Origin of the sequence: Bradyrhizobium sp. 23, from assembly GCF_023073295.1 — a bacterium.
In the GTDB taxonomy this organism is placed as follows: domain Bacteria; phylum Pseudomonadota; class Alphaproteobacteria; order Rhizobiales; family Xanthobacteraceae; genus Bradyrhizobium; species Bradyrhizobium canariense_D.
On record NZ_JADPJF010000027.1, the window covers coordinates 24,090 to 40,076 of the forward strand.

15 protein-coding genes, 1 tRNA gene and 3 pseudogenes are annotated in these 15,987 nt (G+C 58.2%); 12 read left to right on the top strand and 7 right to left on the bottom strand.

Going from position 1 to position 15,987, the window contains the following annotated elements; genetic code table 11:
- Positions 1–231: general stress protein (locus tag IVB32_RS04015; protein WP_346731087.1), on the bottom strand; the 231-nt coding region annotated here is incomplete at its 3' end.
- Positions 232–267: 36 nt separating this feature from the next.
- Entirely contained in the window at positions 268–588 is a 321-nt protein-coding gene (locus tag IVB32_RS04020) for a hypothetical protein (protein ID WP_247360292.1), read from the bottom strand.
- Positions 589–1,812: 1,224 nt separating this feature from the next.
- Here IVB32_RS04020 and IVB32_RS42740 point away from each other — a divergent pair.
- On the top strand, positions 1,813–2,175 hold the full coding sequence (locus tag IVB32_RS42740; protein WP_346015307.1) for a transposase: 363 nt from the start codon (positions 1,813–1,815) through the stop codon (positions 2,173–2,175).
- Between the two features lie 249 nt (positions 2,176–2,424).
- Entirely contained in the window at positions 2,425–2,799 is a 375-nt protein-coding gene (locus IVB32_RS42745) for a transposase (RefSeq protein ID WP_256466556.1), read from the top strand.
- Between the two features lie 224 nt (positions 2,800–3,023).
- Here IVB32_RS42745 and IVB32_RS04030 read toward each other — a convergent pair.
- Positions 3,024–3,812: pseudogene (locus IVB32_RS04030) on the bottom strand (IS5 family transposase).
- A gap of 78 nt (positions 3,813–3,890) precedes the next feature.
- On the bottom strand, positions 3,891–4,106 hold the full coding sequence (locus tag IVB32_RS04035; protein ID WP_247360192.1) for a hypothetical protein: 216 nt from the start codon (positions 4,104–4,106) through the stop codon (positions 3,891–3,893).
- On the opposite strand from IVB32_RS04035, the gene IVB32_RS04040 reads away from it, so the two are divergent.
- Together IVB32_RS04040 and IVB32_RS04045 are read left to right on the top strand one after the other, a co-directional pair.
- Entirely contained in the window at positions 4,105–4,869 is a 765-nt protein-coding gene (locus tag IVB32_RS04040) for a substrate-binding domain-containing protein (protein WP_247360191.1), read from the top strand. The genes IVB32_RS04035 and IVB32_RS04040 overlap by 2 nt on opposite strands.
- 237 nt (positions 4,870–5,106) lie before the next feature.
- Positions 5,107–5,248, top strand: a pseudogene (locus tag IVB32_RS04045) (IS3 family transposase); the annotation flags it as partial.
- A gap of 489 nt (positions 5,249–5,737) precedes the next feature.
- Here the strand turns inward: IVB32_RS04045 and IVB32_RS04050 are convergent.
- The gene (locus IVB32_RS04050; RefSeq protein WP_247360190.1) at positions 5,738–5,926 is read right to left on the bottom strand and encodes a hypothetical protein; all 189 of its coding nucleotides are present in this window, start codon (positions 5,924–5,926) and stop codon (positions 5,738–5,740) included.
- A 280-nt stretch (positions 5,927–6,206) separates the two neighbouring features.
- A complete protein-coding gene (locus IVB32_RS04055) occupies positions 6,207–7,649 on the bottom strand; it encodes a caspase family protein (protein ID WP_247360290.1) in 1,443 nt (480 codons plus the stop codon).
- 340 nt (positions 7,650–7,989) lie between these two features.
- Here IVB32_RS04055 and IVB32_RS04060 point away from each other — a divergent pair, with 340 nt between their 5' ends.
- The 4 genes from IVB32_RS04060 (at position 7,990) to IVB32_RS04075 (ending at position 11,620) form a co-directional block, all read left to right on the top strand.
- The gene (locus IVB32_RS04060) at positions 7,990–8,571 is read left to right on the top strand and encodes an OmpA family protein (protein ID WP_247409883.1); all 582 of its coding nucleotides are present in this window, start codon (positions 7,990–7,992) and stop codon (positions 8,569–8,571) included.
- Between the two features lie 524 nt (positions 8,572–9,095).
- On the top strand, positions 9,096–10,172 hold the full coding sequence (locus IVB32_RS04065; protein WP_247360289.1) for a DUF2336 domain-containing protein: 1,077 nt from the start codon (positions 9,096–9,098) through the stop codon (positions 10,170–10,172).
- Positions 10,169–10,513: a PilZ domain-containing protein gene (locus IVB32_RS04070; RefSeq protein ID WP_247360188.1), complete on the top strand. Its 345-nt coding sequence runs from the start codon at positions 10,169–10,171 to the stop codon at positions 10,511–10,513. The genes IVB32_RS04065 and IVB32_RS04070 overlap by 4 nt, the downstream gene beginning before the upstream one ends.
- 60 nt (positions 10,514–10,573) lie before the next feature.
- Entirely contained in the window at positions 10,574–11,620 is a 1,047-nt protein-coding gene (locus tag IVB32_RS04075) for an HD domain-containing phosphohydrolase (protein WP_247360186.1), read from the top strand.
- Between the two features lie 329 nt (positions 11,621–11,949).
- Here IVB32_RS04075 and IVB32_RS04080 read toward each other — a convergent pair.
- Positions 11,950–12,132, bottom strand: a pseudogene (locus tag IVB32_RS04080) (IS110 family transposase); the annotation flags it as partial.
- A gap of 365 nt (positions 12,133–12,497) precedes the next feature.
- Between IVB32_RS04080 and IVB32_RS04085 the strand changes: the two are divergent.
- From IVB32_RS04085 to IVB32_RS04100, 4 genes are all read left to right on the top strand, one after another.
- The gene (locus tag IVB32_RS04085; RefSeq protein WP_247409885.1) at positions 12,498–13,811 is read left to right on the top strand and encodes a DUF2130 domain-containing protein; all 1,314 of its coding nucleotides are present in this window, start codon (positions 12,498–12,500) and stop codon (positions 13,809–13,811) included.
- A gap of 53 nt (positions 13,812–13,864) precedes the next feature.
- Positions 13,865–13,940, top strand: a tRNA-Ile gene (locus IVB32_RS04090).
- Between the two features lie 289 nt (positions 13,941–14,229).
- On the top strand, positions 14,230–15,396 hold the full coding sequence (locus IVB32_RS04095) for a hypothetical protein (RefSeq protein ID WP_247360183.1): 1,167 nt from the start codon (positions 14,230–14,232) through the stop codon (positions 15,394–15,396).
- A 217-nt stretch (positions 15,397–15,613) separates the two neighbouring features.
- Positions 15,614–15,850: a hypothetical protein gene (locus tag IVB32_RS04100; protein WP_247409884.1), complete on the top strand. Its 237-nt coding sequence runs from the start codon at positions 15,614–15,616 to the stop codon at positions 15,848–15,850.
- Positions 15,851–15,987 lie beyond the last annotated feature (137 nt).

Genomic DNA, 15,987 nt, shown 5'->3' on the forward strand with positions numbered 1-15,987 from the left:
GGCCGCGCCACCAAGACCTGCGCCGAGGCCCGCTCCCGTAGCCGCGCCTTCCGCCCGATCGTCAACCCCATCGCGATCGCGATCGACCTTCTTGTCGGTGCTGTACCAGTTGTCCGAATTGTTCGCGACGATGCTCAAATCCGAATGCGGCACGCCCGCGGCTTCCAGGTTCGTCACGACGCGCTGCGCATCGGAGTAGCTATCGTAGAGACGTGAAATAGTAACGGACATCTTGAATCCCTTTCAATTGTCGCTGGTGCGCGCAGGCTATTTCGCCGCGTTCACGTTGCCTTGGAAATCCAGACTGACGTCGGTAGAGGCATTGCCTTTGCTGGCCTTTCCGCGCCAAACGCCCTTGTCGTCCTTCTTCAGGGATGTGACGTTGGTGTAGCCCGCGTCCTCGATCTTCGATTTGGCTTGGCCCTCAGTGAAACTGTTTGCGCCTGCAACCGGCTTGTTGGAATTTTTCTGATCGGAACTGTTGACCGCGTTGTTGTTGGGCCGATCGGTTGCCGGCGGATTTTGCGCAAACGACGGACCCGCCAGAAGCGAGGCAGCCGTTAGCAGAAGAAGAAGTTTCTTGTTCATATCGTCCTCCAGTAGTTGCACGGCACAACCTCCGCTAGGCCGAGAAGTTCCAAGTTTTCCCGATCCGAGGAGCGTGATGCGGATCTAAAAGCACCTACAAGAAGACGGTGGTGGCCCCGGCTGCGCAGTTCCAGCAATCGGTGTCCTGATCGTCATGAGGCAGATAGCGCTGCCTCATGACGGCACCATCAGTTTTGGTCCGGCTTGTCGCGGGACCACGCTTTTGAAGCATCGAGTCAGCCCGGGCAACAGGAGGCGCTATTGAATAAGAATGCTTCAGGACGGAAAGTCCGTACTTGGACCCAAAGCCCAAGAGCGGTTTAGGTGCCCCTGATTTCCGCTGTCGCCCGTAAGCCGGAAGAGCAGCAGCACATGGCTCAACTGCAGCTTTTCTCCCGTGGCCGATCTCAGCCCAAAGCGCGGCGCTGTCCGCTTCATGCTGAAGGCAGCCTGTTATCGATCGCGGCTGTTTGAAGCGGCTGTTTGACTGATCGCTGCTGAATCCAATACTCGTCGCCTGAGTGGGATTTGAGGCGACGCAATGGTTTGTGAGGCCGAACCGATGTAGGCTAGCTCGTTCGTCCCGCAGCAGAGATGCTGGCATTGGGCTGCTCAATTGGCGGGCTCCATTTGGACCGCGCGTCGGGACTCCTAAGATGGTCCGCACTTCAGATGCTCCGAAGAGTTCGAGATTATGGTCGGCAGAGAGAGGACGAACGGAAACTCGTGGAAATGCGCGAGAGCAGGGCGTATTTTCGAGAGATAGTGGCTCTCGGTCTCCGCCAAGCATCGGTCGAACCCAAATACGCGATTCTGATGAAACGCTCCGGGACTTGATGCCGCTCAACTAGCAGAGATGCTCCATTTCACTCTTCATAGCTCGCCGCCGTGATGCGACGCAGCTAAATGTCGGCTGATAGGGGGCGCCCGGAAATTTGCGGGTGAGCGCCAAACTGCCGCTACTGACCCTGGTCATGTGAAAACGCGGAATCTCGCGAAGCGCAGACAGTCTGCTTCTCAGATGGAATCTAATTTTTGCGCGATGCTGCGCAAACCGGCTAGATGCGGTAATGGGCCCTGCTCCGAGCAAGGGGTCATGATGGTGGCTGTCCCCCGATAGATGATGAAACAGGGTCACGACGTGAGTCGGCCCCAAGCATCTAGAGACGGAGGACAGCGGTGGAGAACTATGCCCGAATCGACGTGTCATAGGAACTGTCGAGCGTGTGCGTTGTGGATGCCCAGGGTAAGATCCTGAAGGAGGCGAACGTCGCGAGCAAACCCGACGCTTTAGTCGAGTTTTTCGAGGGGCTTGGCTTTGCAGTAAAGCGAGTTGGGCTGGAAGCGGGGCCGCTGTCGCAATGGCTGCATGCGGGCTTGAAAGGAGCGGGGCTCGAGACAGTCCTGCTCGAAACGCGGCATGTGAAGGCCGCATTGTCTGCAATGACGGTGAAGACCGATCGCAAGGATGCCCGCGGGATCGCCCAGTTGATCCGGATGGGATCCAGTCGGTACACGCGAAGTCGGTCGGCGCGCAGGAGATCCGGGCACTCCTGGTCGCACGCAAACAGCTTCTCGGGCGGCTGATCGACGTAGAGTTGAGTATCCGCGGGATTTTGCGTGGCTTTGGGCTGAAGGTTGGCCCGGTGACGCGGAAGACTTTCGAAGCGCGGATCCGAGAGCTGGTTGCGGTCAGCCTACATTGCAGCCATTGCCGGCGCGATGCTTTCGGCGCGATCGGCCTTGAAGGCAGAGTACGGAAGGCTACACAAGGCTGTGCTGGCAAAACTGTACGTGACGATGCGGTCTGTCACCGACTGATGACAGTGCCAGACGTTGGTCCCCTCGTGGCTAATACCTACAAATCGCGCGATTGATGACCCTCATCGCATCTCAAAATCGAAGGCGGCAGGCGCGCTGTTCGGGCTCACGCCCAAAAAATGCCAATCGGGAGAAAAGGACGTCGCGGGCGGAATCACGCTGGCCGGAGACGAGATGGTGCGAACGGTGTTGTATGAAGCCGCCAACGTTCTGCTATCGCGCATCACCCGGTTCTCAAAACTCAAGCGCTGGGGCATGGATGTCGCCAAGCGGCGAGGCTCTAAGCGCGCAAAGGTCGCCCTGGCACGCAAGCTCGCAGTGATCCTTCATCGGATCTGGGTAGACGGCACAACTTATCGATGGACTGAGGCTGGCTCTATCGCAGCATAGAAGGCCTGGAGGAGATCAAGAACGCGACCGGGATGAACTGAAGCCCGGTGCCCGAAGACCCGTCGCCGGGACGGCGGATGTGGTGAAGCCGTTCCACGCCCAGCGGTCGTCGTCATCTGACGAACCACGCGTATCTAGATAGGCTCACCGCTCCCTCTGACAGCATGATGTGGCGGCCAGGCGTTGACACACGGACAGAAGCATTGAGCTCGGCGGCGTGACGTTCACTCGGGAGGCTTGACATCATCGGGCCCATTACAGAATGGCGTGGACTCATTAGAGCGTGGCCAACTCTGGATTGATGCGAGCTTGAGGAAGGCTAGGTAGTTGGCCGCGAGTTTATCGTAACGGGTCGCTACACGCCGACATTGCTTGATCTTGTTGAAGAACCGTTCGATCAAGTTTCGGGCGCGATACAGATAAGGGCTAAAGCAGATCGGATTTTTGCGATTTCATTTGGGCGGGATGTTGGCCCATGCTCCTTGCTGGCGAGCAAGCTCCCTGATCCAGTCTGCATCGTATCCGCGATCCGCGAGCAACATCGTTCGTGGGCGCCGAGAAGAACCGAACACAGCCGAGGTCGTGTGCCTCACCGGGCGTCAGCGCGAGATAGACCGGCAGCCCGTTGGGGTCCACGACCGCGTGACTCTTGCTTGTCAAACCGCCTCGCGACCGGCCCATATGTTGCTGATTGTTTTCAGTGATGCAGGCTCCGTGCTGGTGCACGCGCACGACGGAAGTATCCATCATCTGCACCGCCGCATCATGAGCGGCGGCCAGCGTATCCATGATCCGGTCCAGACGCCAGCCCGCCGCCAACGAAGGAAACGATTGTAACAATTGGTGCGGGGACCATATATCTCAGGCAGGTCGCGCCATGGCGCACCTGAACAAAGAATCCAAAAGATGCCGTTGAGCACGCGACGGTCATTAACGCGCCTAACGCCGCGCGGCTTGTTCGGCAGCATCGGCTTGATGGCGTTCCATTCATAATCGTTTAGTTCGTAGCGCATGATTCGAGGCTCCGGTTTCGGAGCTTGAGTCACGTCTCGGGCAGCGCCATCAATCTGCCGTGGCCTATAGGGTTGCCGCTAATGCTCTGAAGTTACTTTCGCTTTCGGCGGCATAGCGGACATGGCCGGACTTGCTACTGGCTCGACGAAGTCGCGAATGACCCAACTGAGAAATGGGGCGTAGCCGTCGTCTATCTTGCAGGAATGCCGAGAAACGTTGATATTCATGCCGGTTCGCGCGTCAGCGGTAAAATCCCGTAATAGGGCGCCCCAATCAACGAGGTGTTTTGTCATGAAGAGGTATCCGCTCCCAGTGGCCGCCTCGGTGCTAGGCCTGGCGCTTGTGCTGTCGCCGTCCGCCAACGTGCAGGCTGCCGAACTCAGGCTTTTGGCAGGTGGAGCAATGTCAGGCGTCTGGGCAGATATCAAACCGCAATTCGAGCAAGCCTCTGGTCACAGGCTTGAGATTTTCTTCGGCACAACTCCGAACCTCATAAAGGAGGCTACGTCGGGCAAGCCGTTCGATGTTGGCGTGGTACCTGTCGAGGTTATGCAGGACGCGTCAGCCCGAGCTAAATTCGTGGCAAGTCCGACAATCGATATTGCCCACGTTGGCCTTGGCGTTGCTGTCCGCTCTGGCGCTCAAAAGCCTGAAATCGGCAACGCGGACGCGCTCAAAGCAACGCTGCTCAAAGCTCAGTCCATTGCCTCGATCCCGGAGAGCGCTACCGGTTATTCAATCGCAAAGGTATTTGATCGCCTTGGAATCACTGAGCCGATGAAGGCGAAGATGAGGGCGCAGCCCAACCCTGCGCAGGTCGTCGCGGTGGTTGCCAAGGGTGAGGTCGAATTGGGCATATTCCTTATCAACGTTCTCACCGCTCCCGGTTTGGACGTCGTCGGGCCATTTCCGGCCGAACTGCAACAAAACGTTGTGTTTACGGCCGCGGTTGGATCGGAAACCAAAGAAGCCACCGCTGCCAAGGCCCTCATTGAATACCTTAAAGGTCCGGCGGCGGTTGCAATCATCAAATTGAAGGGCATGAATCCCAGCTGATCCGACGGATCAACTCGTCGCGCGGTAGACGTCTCCGCGCTCGCGTCAGACATGATCATCACCGGTGCCGCCGAGTGTTCGCCACAGCCGGTTATGGCAAATCGCGTCATTTCGCTGCTCTGCGGAATTTGGTCGCTATCGGAGCATAGCTGACTCTGGCGCCGTCCGCCCGGCAGATTTATGGGTTTGAACCGCCCCGGGTTTGCCGGAGGCTCCAACTCCTGAGAGGATGGAGCCATGACAAGCAAGACGACGAACAAGTTTTCACCCGAGGTCCGGACCGGTTCGGATGGTTCTGGATCACGCCAGCGAGCATCCGTCCCGCTGGGCGGCAGTGGGGACAATCGCGGCCAAGATCGGCTGCACGCCGCAGACTGTGCCGCCGAAGCACTTGAAACGATCGCCGCCGCCGCGCCTCAGCTTGAACGCGTCGCTGACGCCCTGGAGACGATCACTGCTTTGCTTGCGAGCTGCATCGGGGTTGGCTCAGCTCGGTGCTACGCCGACGGCGGGCGGTTTAGCAAAGAAGTGCCGACCAACTATCTGCGCACCGGCAACGGCGCCAAGCCGTTTACGTGTGACGCGGACAACGCGGAGAGCGGCAATGACTGATCGCGACGTAGTTACAGCACTGAACGCACTCGCCCAATCAAGCAGCGGTGAAGCTAGACGCGATTAGCCGCAGCGCCGTCGCGAGCGGGCTCTTGCCGCACGTTGCACCGGGCTCGCCAGTCGCGCGCGTGGTAGAGCAGGGGGAGCGGTACGCCGCAATGATGCCGCAACCCGCTGAGCGCACGAAGTGGACACCGCCGAAATTATAGTTCAAGGGCAGGCCGCGCAGCATATTCGCTGCGCAGCTCTGTTTTTGTCAGCGTTGGTGACCCAGGCCGATGCCCAACACGAGGGCCTTTTGGCGCAGAGAACCGATAGTTCGCTTCATATCCTTCGAGATTTTCAGGACTGGCGTTCGATCCTTCGAGTGCTTCTTGAGCGACCGTAAATCAGCGGGTGTCCACTCGCGGCGCGTCGGCTTCTTCTTCTTGGCAGGACGTTTCAAGTTAGCTCCTTAGTTCTTCGAGGGACGGCGCTGTTAGCACAGCGACTGCGATCTACAAACTAACAAGTAGGTAATAGCGAGCCGGCCGCAGGACATCAGCCAGTTAACACTGAACTTGATCGTCATCGTGTCGGGCAATGGCTGCCAGCGGTCCGATCTCGTCTCCCCACCGGATCCACTGACAGAGTTCAATTTCTTGCGGTCAAGCTCACCACCCAAGAATTGGGTCCTTCACTTTGCAAAGGTCTTAGAATTTCAACCTGGGCTCGTTGATCACGGGCTACCGTCGGAACATACCGTGCATCATACCTCCGAAAAGTTGCCCCGGACCGGCAAACGTTCCGCCACCGCCGCCCACACTGCCACTGCCACCGCCACCGCCACCGCTACCGCTACCGCCCCGGCGCGCTCGCCGGGCGGGCTTGTCCTCGGACGGTTCGTCGCTGCTTCCCGAGTTGCTCGCAACAATCTCTCCAAGTAACGCCTTGTGCTGGAGCTTGTTGAGATAGCCGGTCGACGGATAGCCGCGGGCGGCCTGCCATCGCTTGAGTACCGAGCGGGTATCGACGTTGAATGCACCGGTCACCTTGATGTCAAACCCGAGCCCGTTGAGGCGACGCTGCACGTCGCGGCGTTGACCCTTGTCGAGGCCGATCTGATCCTCTGTAAGCTGGCTGGCATCATCGGTGAAGGTGGCAGGATCGACACCAGAGGTAAGGTTGCGGGCTGTGGTCGACGGGCCGTTCTCGATGGCAGCGAGTCGCGCCAGCGCCAACGCCCTGAACTGACCGTTTGGATATGCCGAGAGATATGCGTTCAGTTCTTCGGACTTGTTGGTCTCTTTCACCGAGCGCCAGTACTCAAGCTCGATACCGTCCGAATGACTGCTGGTGTTGGCGGCCGGTGCGCTGGTGGAAGGGCTCGGTGTGGCGTTGGCAAGCTGAGTCTGCTGCGCTGGATTGAGGTAGACGGCGCCGATCAGGTTGGTGTGGCCCCAGGGAAGCTGACCTTTTTGCGTTTCCTCGTTGACCTGCGCGCGGACTGAGGTCATGGCCTGCTGGATCTCGACCCCCGGCTTGGTGATGTTGTCGATCAGCGCGCGGGTGAAAGGGCTATTGTTGCCCTCCTGGCCGTCGAGCGCTGTTTGCCCTGGGCCAGTTGCAAATGCGATCAGAGTGCCTTCGCCGGACTTCATTTCGGCCAAGCCACTCTGCACGTTGACGCCACGGGTCGTCGAGTTGGCCTTGATCTTGGCAGCGAAGGGATTGTCTCGGCAGGCATCGAGAAACACCAGTTTGACTTTGGCGTCGCTCATGGTTTGGTCAAGGGTCAGGTCGATGTTGATGGCCGCGCCAAGCTTGACGTCCATCTCGGACTTGATGTCGGCATCAACGGGCAGCAAATAGTTGCTGCCGTCAACCGCGATGCCGTGGCCGGCATAATAAAACACTGCGACGTCGGAGCCCTGTGTTTTGCGGCCGAAGTCCAGCAGCTTGGCCGTCATCTGATCGCGGGTGAGGTTCGAGCCTTCGATTACCTCGAATCCGACATTGCGCAGCGTCGCCGCCATTGCCTTGGCGTCGATCGGCGGGTTGGGCAATGGCGTCACCTGCCTGTAGGCGCCGTTGCCGACGACGAAGGCGACGCGCTTCTCAGCAAGGGCTGCTGCATTCGCGCTCGCTAGAAGAGCTGCTGCCGTTGATGTTGCGATGAAAAAGCGCATGAATGTTGCAAATAAGAAGCGCATGATCTTGTCTCCTCGCTTGCCTGCAAAATGATGCTCCATTCCCGCCAACCTGACAATTGATTGCAATACTGAACCGATGCCGGAGAGCGGATTGTGATCTAAATCACGCCGGTATCGTGGGCCTTCATCGAACTGGCGGCGCGCTCTCCCGGAAGCGCAAGCTTATTCTTCGTGAACACGACCGCCAAGCGCCAAGGTCAAGCGACGAAGCGGTGCTGAAGCAATGCGAATATTGCCCAATCGAATACTATTTTCGTTTGCGTGACGTGCGTCACAGTCTGGTTCCAGGATGCATCTATTCGGTGCTGCATTTTCGATGACAGCAGGATTCGCGCTCGCCGGAGAGGTCAACGTCTCAGCCGACCAGATCCTCTCCGCCCTGAAGCCGAAACAGCTGACCCGCAGCCTTTCTGTTGCTCCGCAAGCGGACCCGTCTGCAAAGGGGCACACAAACGCCCTCCTGGACAGCGTTCGTAACCGCGAAACCCGCTCACTATCGTCGAGCGAACGCGAGGAGATCGCGGAGATCGCCTCGACCAAGCCAAATATCGATCTGGAGATCAAGTTTGACTTCAACTCAGCCGCCATCAGTCCGATCTCCGTGACCTCTGTCGAGGCGCTGGGCAATGCCCTGTCGGATCCGAGCCTGAAGGGTTCGACTTTCGTGGTCGCCGGGCACACCGATGCGATTGGCAGTGATGCCTTCAATCAGGATCCTTCCGAGCGACGAGCCGACGCCATCAAACGCTATCTGGTCGAGCACTACGGTATCTCCGGGAGCGATCTCGTTACCGTCGGCTATGGCGAGACTAGGCTGAAGGACTCAGATCATCCCAACGCTGGGGTCAACCGCCGGGTCCAGGTCGTCAATTTGGAAACGAAGAGCGCTTCGCAATGAAATGTCCCAGTCTGATCGAGATTTCGACCTAAGAGACTTTTGGTCCCTTATCCTGACCGCACCCTTCGCGGCCATCAGCCTTCAATCAGAACTCAGATCAGCTTCTTAACGGACGACTAGAGAATTGCAAAACACGCAAGGCGCCAATTGCCCGATGCCTTGCCTAGGCCGATGTCAGCTGCAATGTCGCTGAAGGACGTTACGCTCGCCCGGATAAGCTTTTCATCCTCCTGAGGGCCAAATCCCCGAACTTTAAGCGGCCGTCCAAAGGTGGACCGCTATCACGCAAATTATGGCAGCTATCATTCCAAACAAGGGATACAGGGCGGGCTGTCGTCCACGCGCAGGCCGCAGCGTAGATAACAATAGCTTCCCATCGTGAGATAGCAGGTACTCTAATAGCCTCCGAAGCGCTGTTCAGGCGAATAAGAACATACTGCACGCATGTCAGGTATCGCATAAAAGGTATCTTAACAACTTTAGCGCGTAGTACCTTCGATACTAAAATGAATTTGGGCCAGCCAATGAGGGCAATTTCTGCGGCCGATCTCATTACTGAGTTGGATGACACCATCGCGAGGAGCTCATCCGAACGTTGTGCGCGCATGCTCTGGCGCACCACCGACCTACTCGTCGACGGTAATCACCGACTGCAAGAGCCGCAGGTCGGCCTTCTTGACGACGTTCTAATTCGCTTGGCCCGGCGGATTGGGCCCGGGACGCTCGCCGAGCTCAGCACGACGCTCGCCGAGCTGGGTACTGCTCCGATGAAGACCTTGCGACGTCTCGCCTCGTGCGGCGATCCGGCGATCGCAGTCCCGATCCTTATGAAATCTCCCGCCCTATCGCCGGCTGATCTCGTGGCGATCGCGACGTCCGGCAGCGAGGATCACCTTCTCGCCATTGCTGGCCGGCGCAGGATCGAATGCCCAGTGACTGAGGCAATATTGCAGCGCGGCAGCAGCAAGACTTGTCTGGCCGTCATCGGCAATCCGGGCGCTGAATTCTCAGGCGCGGCCTATGCCAACTTGGTCCGTAGGGCTGTGGATGACGACGAGATCACGAAAGCGCTGACGCTGAGGCCAGACACCCCGGACATGGTGGTTCGGGAGCTGCTGTCGGTATTGCCACGGCCGGCAAATAAGGCTTCCAACGCAAACGCTTCATCGCAGGTATTAGCGACAGCGAAGGGACTTTGCGACACTGAGTACGCCGCCGCGAGGCCGGAGATCATATCGCTCAATCGGAGCGGAAAGCTGAGCGATTCGACTGTCAATCGGTTCGCGATCCGGCGTGAGACAGCCAACCTGTTCACGGCGTTGTCGGTGCTGTCGGGAGCACCGATTGAGGCCATCGAGCAGGTTATGGCAGAGTCTGGTTACGAAGGCCCGGTTATGGCGTGCCGGGCATCGCGCTTGAACTGGCAGACCACGCTGGCGGTCCTCAACACTCGCGGCGCGAGGCTTTCACTAGGCGAGCGCGCACGAGCTCAGGTGCTGTTCGAAACGCTTCATCTCTCGACCAGCCAATGGTCCGTTCGTTGGGGAGAAATCTCCGCGGGCGCCCGCGGTCGCACTGCAAGTTCGGCAGGAAACCAATGAAATTCGACGGTCGCAAGGCGTCTCGAGTGCGCATGGACAACAGACAGCCCGTGAACCTGATGGGCTCCGACGGCACCTGGCGGCGAAGCTGCGTCTTGCTCGATATCTCGAACACCGGCGCCAAGATCGAAGTCGAAGGATCGCTCGATGTTCTCTCGGCCAAGGAGTTCTTCATGCTGCTGTCGTCGACGGGACTGGCCTATCGACGCTGCGAGCTGGTCTGGATCGATGGAACCACGGCTGGCGTCCACTTTATCCAGGCAAATGGCAAGAAGGCCCAAACGACAGCGAGCGACAGAGGCGTGCAAACCAACTTGAGCCGAGCAGTGTCATCGAAGTGAGCCAATAGCCTTGCACCACCGGCCATTCGGACCGGCACCCGACGAACGAAGGCACCAGTCATGCTCGTGCACGTATTGGCCGACACTTCCGAGAAGCTCTTCGGGCTCTGCTCGCTTTTTGGAAAGCAGTTCACCATTGCCGGCGAGCGGCTCGATGTAGAAGCAAAGCTTCCGCACGCTGCTGCTGCGGTCGTCGTCCGTGCCGACCTGCGGGCGGTCGAAAACATTGCCGCGCTGAAAAAGAGAGCTGCGCGGTTCGCCATAGCAACGAAGCGCATCTTCCTCGTCGAGCAAACCTCCCACTTTTGCATCTCGCAAGCTTATGCGCTGGGCGCAACGTTGGTGTTGCCTGGCAAGATCGAGGTGACTAAGCTCCTGGCCGCTTTGGCTGATCCAGGCCACGAAACTGGGTCGACGAGCGGCATCTCGCAGCCTGACAATGCGGTTGAGGCCGCAGCAACCGCCATTGCGTCGATGTTCACCTCGATCACCCTCGGGGAGCGGGTCGACGTCGCCGGTCCCAAAGAGGCCGGCCGCAAGATCACCAACCGAATTTCCGAGCATGGGCTATCCGAATGGCTGGCCACTGTGCGGCGCCATCACGAGGGAACGTTCCAGCACTGCCTGCTTGTGACCGGCGTCGCCGTCGATTTCGGCCTTAGTCTCGGTTTTCGTAAAAGTGACCTTGAACGGCTCTCCACCGCTGCCATGTTCCACGACATAGGAAAAGCGAGGGTGCCCTTGGCGATCCTGGACAAGCCAGGACGCCTCGACGACGACGAGCGAGCGTTGGTCGAAACCCACCCAGCGACGGGTTACGATGTGCTGAAGGGGCACGGGGACATCTCACCCGAAGTCCTCGATGCTGTGCGGCACCATCACGAATATCTCGATGGCAGCGGCTATCCTGACCGCCTCTGCGCCGAGAACATCACCGACATCGTTCGCATTCTCACCATTTCGGATATCTTTGCGGCGCTGATCGAACACCGGCCGTACAAGCCGACAATGCCGCGCGCGGCGGCATACGAGATTCTCTGCGGCATGACGGGAAAGCTGGAGAGGGCGCTAGTGGCCTCCTTCAAGCATGTTGCGCTTACGAGATAAATTCTGCTGAAACCTATGCAGGGATACTCCAACTCTCGACTCAAGGCGTGATCGGAGGCGGTCTCAATTCCGTGCACTTCGGCTTCTGATGCTGTTGTCTAATCGCTGCTGAGGCGTCAAGCATATAATTTCGTTCAGTGGACACTGCCGGGTGCATGGTTGTCTTCGCGGTCGGCATTAACCGCCGCATGATGGAGCTTCGCAGGACGAGCCTTCAATGTGGACGACGCACTTTGCTGAGTCAGCAGTGCAACAGCATCAGCGGAATGGCTCGGCTCACGTCCCGGCAGGGACACCTTGGGTGTTCGGGTTCTGAACGCGATCGGGGCTTATGCGGTGGCTCCGGCATTCGGATTGAAGAGTTCGCCAGTCTTAAGCATCGTGTGCATTATAACCGCCAGTTTGCGCGCCACGGCCACGGCAGCTCTTTTGAAGCCGATCCTCTCCCGGAGCTTCAGACCCCACGTGCGCAGAGTGCTGTCGGTTGAGCTGCGCGTCAGAATGACCGCAGCGGGGTTTCCCGCCGGGACGAATCCTTATGCCGCCCGTATCGTTCCGGCCGTTAGCACAAGGCAGGGCGTCGCCGAACGGACAACCATCCAACCCGTGAAGAGCGGGGCACGTCAATGCCTTTAAGACTCAACTTCCTTTGGAGGAGACTCAAGTTCTGTCGCAAGGCGCATTCATCCATTTGAAGTTATTACTGAATTGTCGTTCGCATAACATAGATTATGGAATATTTCGACGGATCCGCACGTTCGGATTTCAGATCTTCAAACCCAGATGTCGAAATCCCATGTGGACACGCACATTCCGCTATGGCGCCAACACATCAATACGGTTCAATCGCGACTCAGTGACGAATGAGATCAAACCGATGAACTTCAAAGCGGCAGCCGCGATCGGCGCATACGAGCCTACCTTACATTGTCCGAACTGCAATCACGAAATTCGACTGACGGAATCGCTTGCCGCGCCGCTGCTCGAGCAAACCCGCCTGCGCTTCCAGGAACAGCTCGCGGGAAAAGATGCTGAAGTCGCGCGCAAGACTGAGGCGCTCCGTCTGGAACGCGAACAGCTCACCAAGGACCGCGAGGCGGTCGAAGACCAGGTCGCGAAACGATTGACGGCCGAACGCGAGCGGATTGTCGCTTCTGAAGCCAAGAAGGCGCGCGAAGCCTCTGCCACGGAACTATCAGCGAAAATTAATGAGGCTGCCGAGCTCCGTCAGCTTCTGGAGGCGAATAGCGGCAAGCTTGCCGAAGCCCAGCAGGCTCAGGCTGAACTTATTCGCAAGCAGCGCGCGCTGGACGATGAGAAGCGTGAGTTGGACTTGACCATCGAAAAGCGCGTTCAGGCCTCCGTTGCAACGGTTCAGACCAAGGCCAGGCAGGAAGCCGACGACGCTGCCAGGCTTCGCGTTGCCGAAAAGGATCAAACGATCGAGTCGATGGCACGTACGATCGAGGAACTGAAGCGCAAGGCGGAGCAAGGTTCGCAACAGGCCCAAGGCGAAGTCCTCGAACTGGAACTCGAGGAGCTTTTGCGCAGCCGTTTCCCAACGGATATCATAGAACCGGTCGGCAAAGGCGAGCTTGGCGCCGACGTCATCCAGCAGGTCAACGGCGCCGTCGGGCAGCCGGCAGGCATAATCCTATGGGAGACGAAACGTACCAAATCGTGGAGCGACGGTTGGCTGGCGAAGCTCAGGGATGACCAACGGCGGTCGGGCGCCGACGTATCGCTCATCATCTCGCACGCGCTACCCAAACACATCGAACAATTCGATCTGATGGATGGCGTGTGGGTCGCTCATCCTCGGTGCGCCCTCCCCGTTGCGGTAGCGCTGCGTCAAGCGCTGCTCGACGTATGCGGCGCACGGCTCGTGCAACAAGGCCAGCAGACAAAGATGGAGCAGGTCTATGACTATCTGACCGGCACCAGATTCCGGCAACGTGTCGAAGCGGTCATCGAGAAATTTAATGACATGAGAGACGACCTGGACAAGGAACGCAAGTTTATGGGTCGCCAATGGGCTAAACGCGAAACACAGATTGTATCTGTGATAGATTCGACCGTCGGGATGGTCGGCGACCTCCAAGCGATAGCCGGCAAGTCAATGCCTGAAATTCCCAGTTTTGCGCCTCCCCTGCTAGAAGCCGGTGATCCGCCCGAACGCAAGGCGAGCTAGTTTTCACAAGACGATCGCCTCCCTTCCCTGCGCGTGACCAAGACGATGGGAACGGGCCTGTAGCTCAACGGTTAGAGCCGGCCGCTCATAACGGTCTGGTTGCAGGTTCGAGTCCTGCCGGGCCCACCAGCGTGATCAATCAATGTGCGTCCACTTTAAGAGCGACTCGATTGGACAATAAGAGCGACTCAATTCCGGACCGTAAGAACGACTCGATTTTGTAAGTGGCTGTTGGGCTTTCGAGAATCCGGGAACCCCAACATTAACGCCAAAAAGATTCGGCCGTGAGGTGAAAACCGCATACGGCAACGAATTCGGGGCCATCAGAACTGGCAGCCAGCACCAAGATGACTACCTTGTCTCAACGGTTGAAACCGCAGCCTGAAAGTTGCATTCGATTGGAGGCCGGTCATTGAGCATGGATGACAAGGAAGTTGCGGAAGACTATCGCCGGCAACGCCAGGCGGCGTCGGCAAGGATCACCGGCTACAAGGCCCGGACGCCGGCGGAGCAACTCGAGTGGATCGACGAAAACAAGGAAACGCTTCTCAAACTCATGAGAGGAGCGGAACCTCCAAAACCCGATCACGAGGATCACCTGGAAGCCTACAGGCAGGCGATCAAGAGCGCTTCGGCAGGCTCGGAATTCGATGACGTCAATCTCCGCGCGACGCTAGACCGCTTGATGGGAGAAATCGAAGACGCGTGCCTAGAACACGGAGTTTCGACCCACGCCGGTGTTGCCTATGGAAATGACGCGGCGCTGGATCTCGGAATCGGTCAACTCCCCGTCCTCGAAACCGAAGCCAGCATCATCGACGTAAGCGTCCACTTCCTATCGTTCATCAACCAAATATCGAGGCTGCTCGGACGTACCGTCCCCCATGATCGAGTGGGCGAAGACCATGTCCTGATAGTGCGGGACATAAATCTTGCCCGTAAAATGCTGGAGCGCGACATCGACCTCGCTCACGACTGGAGCGAAGCGCTGACGTCTTTTGCGGTCACCGGCGTGCAAGCGCAAAGCCCCACGGTGCCTCTGAACGATCCGCAAAATGTGATACGGACGCTTTTGCTTCGAGCGATCGAGGTATTCGCGCTCGGGCATGAATATGGCCATCACTCGATGAAACATGGTCGGGTAACGACGTCCGATGAATCTGCGACCGACCCGTTTCAAGACGAATTCGACGCCGATCTGTTCGGGCGCAATTGCTGCATCGTCATCTGTTCGAAGGAGGACGAAGAAAACTTCTACGCAGTGTCGGGGGCTGGTGCCGTCGTCATCCTCGGCGCGCTGGATCTTATCAGGCGCGTAAGAGCGGTGCTAGAAACAGGCCGAGACGAGCCCCCACCGAGATCCCATCATCCACCCTATCCGGAGCGTGTCTCCAATCTGGCCAAAGTGGACGGCAACCTGCACGCAGATAATCGACAGCAAGCTGCAGACTGTCGCCAATTCTTCTTCGATCTCATCGAAGTTGTCTGGGAACGTATTAAGCCGATCATCATCGACTATCGCGCATCCGGCATCCGTCCGAAGCCAGATACTGACGAAGCAACCGGATGGCTTCCGTCACGCTAAAGATCGGCCAGACGCGTCAGCGTCTGGTCGATCAACCGGTCGTCGGTCTCGGTCTGCGCACGCTGCACGTCGCAGTCCAACTGATAGACCAAGTCCGCCAAATCGTGGTCGTTCAGTGAAGGGACCAGATTGAGCTGCTGCCGATTTGATGGACACCCGATTAAGCTAATCCCACCTTGCGCTCGAACTCAACTGGACTGACGTACCCGATCGTGGAATGACGGCGGATGCTGTTGTACAACGACGTTTGAGAACGCCCACAGGACCGTTCTTCGCGAGGTTCTTTATCGGCATCATCCTTGGTTTGGGCGCCGAGTTTGCGTTCATGGGGCCATCGACAAGGCCGACGATGTCGTTTTTCGCTGCACCCTGGACGGATCGCAAGCAGACCGATGGCTGGAAGTTCCAGCATGGATGTTCGACCGGACGGCATGCCCTGACGCCGGGTTTCTGACAGCTCAGCCGCTTGTTAGGATCGATGCACTTGCGGCGCTTTCTGCGCTTCTCGAGTAAGCGTCGTTCTCACGCCACGGCTTTGAGGGATTGCGCGCGATAGGCCCAGGGAAGCAGCTGATCGATTTCGCTGTTTGG

Excerpts from the sequence above, each read along its gene's own strand:
- IVB32_RS04060 (WP_247409883.1), top strand. The coding sequence starts at position 7,990 with ATGACAGCAGGATTCGCGCTCGCCGGAGAGGTCAACGTCTCAGCCGAC.
- IVB32_RS04020 (WP_247360292.1), bottom strand. The coding sequence starts at position 588 with ATGAACAAGAAACTTCTTCTTCTGCTAACGGCTGCCTCGCTTCTGGCG.
- IVB32_RS04075 (WP_247360186.1), top strand. The coding sequence starts at position 10,574 with ATGCTCGTGCACGTATTGGCCGACACTTCCGAGAAGCTCTTCGGGCTC.
- IVB32_RS04035 (WP_247360192.1), bottom strand. The coding sequence starts at position 4,106 with ATGACAAAACACCTCGTTGATTGGGGCGCCCTATTACGGGATTTTACC.
- IVB32_RS04085 (WP_247409885.1), top strand. The coding sequence starts at position 12,498 with ATGAACTTCAAAGCGGCAGCCGCGATCGGCGCATACGAGCCTACCTTA.
- IVB32_RS04065 (WP_247360289.1), top strand. The coding sequence starts at position 9,096 with ATGAGGGCAATTTCTGCGGCCGATCTCATTACTGAGTTGGATGACACC.
- IVB32_RS04070 (WP_247360188.1), top strand. The coding sequence starts at position 10,169 with ATGAAATTCGACGGTCGCAAGGCGTCTCGAGTGCGCATGGACAACAGA.
- IVB32_RS04095 (WP_247360183.1), top strand. The coding sequence starts at position 14,230 with ATGGATGACAAGGAAGTTGCGGAAGACTATCGCCGGCAACGCCAGGCG.
- IVB32_RS04040 (WP_247360191.1), top strand. The coding sequence starts at position 4,105 with ATGAAGAGGTATCCGCTCCCAGTGGCCGCCTCGGTGCTAGGCCTGGCG.
- IVB32_RS04100 (WP_247409884.1), top strand. The coding sequence starts at position 15,614 with ATGACGGCGGATGCTGTTGTACAACGACGTTTGAGAACGCCCACAGGA.
- IVB32_RS04055 (WP_247360290.1), bottom strand. The coding sequence starts at position 7,649 with ATGCGCTTTTTCATCGCAACATCAACGGCAGCAGCTCTTCTAGCGAGC.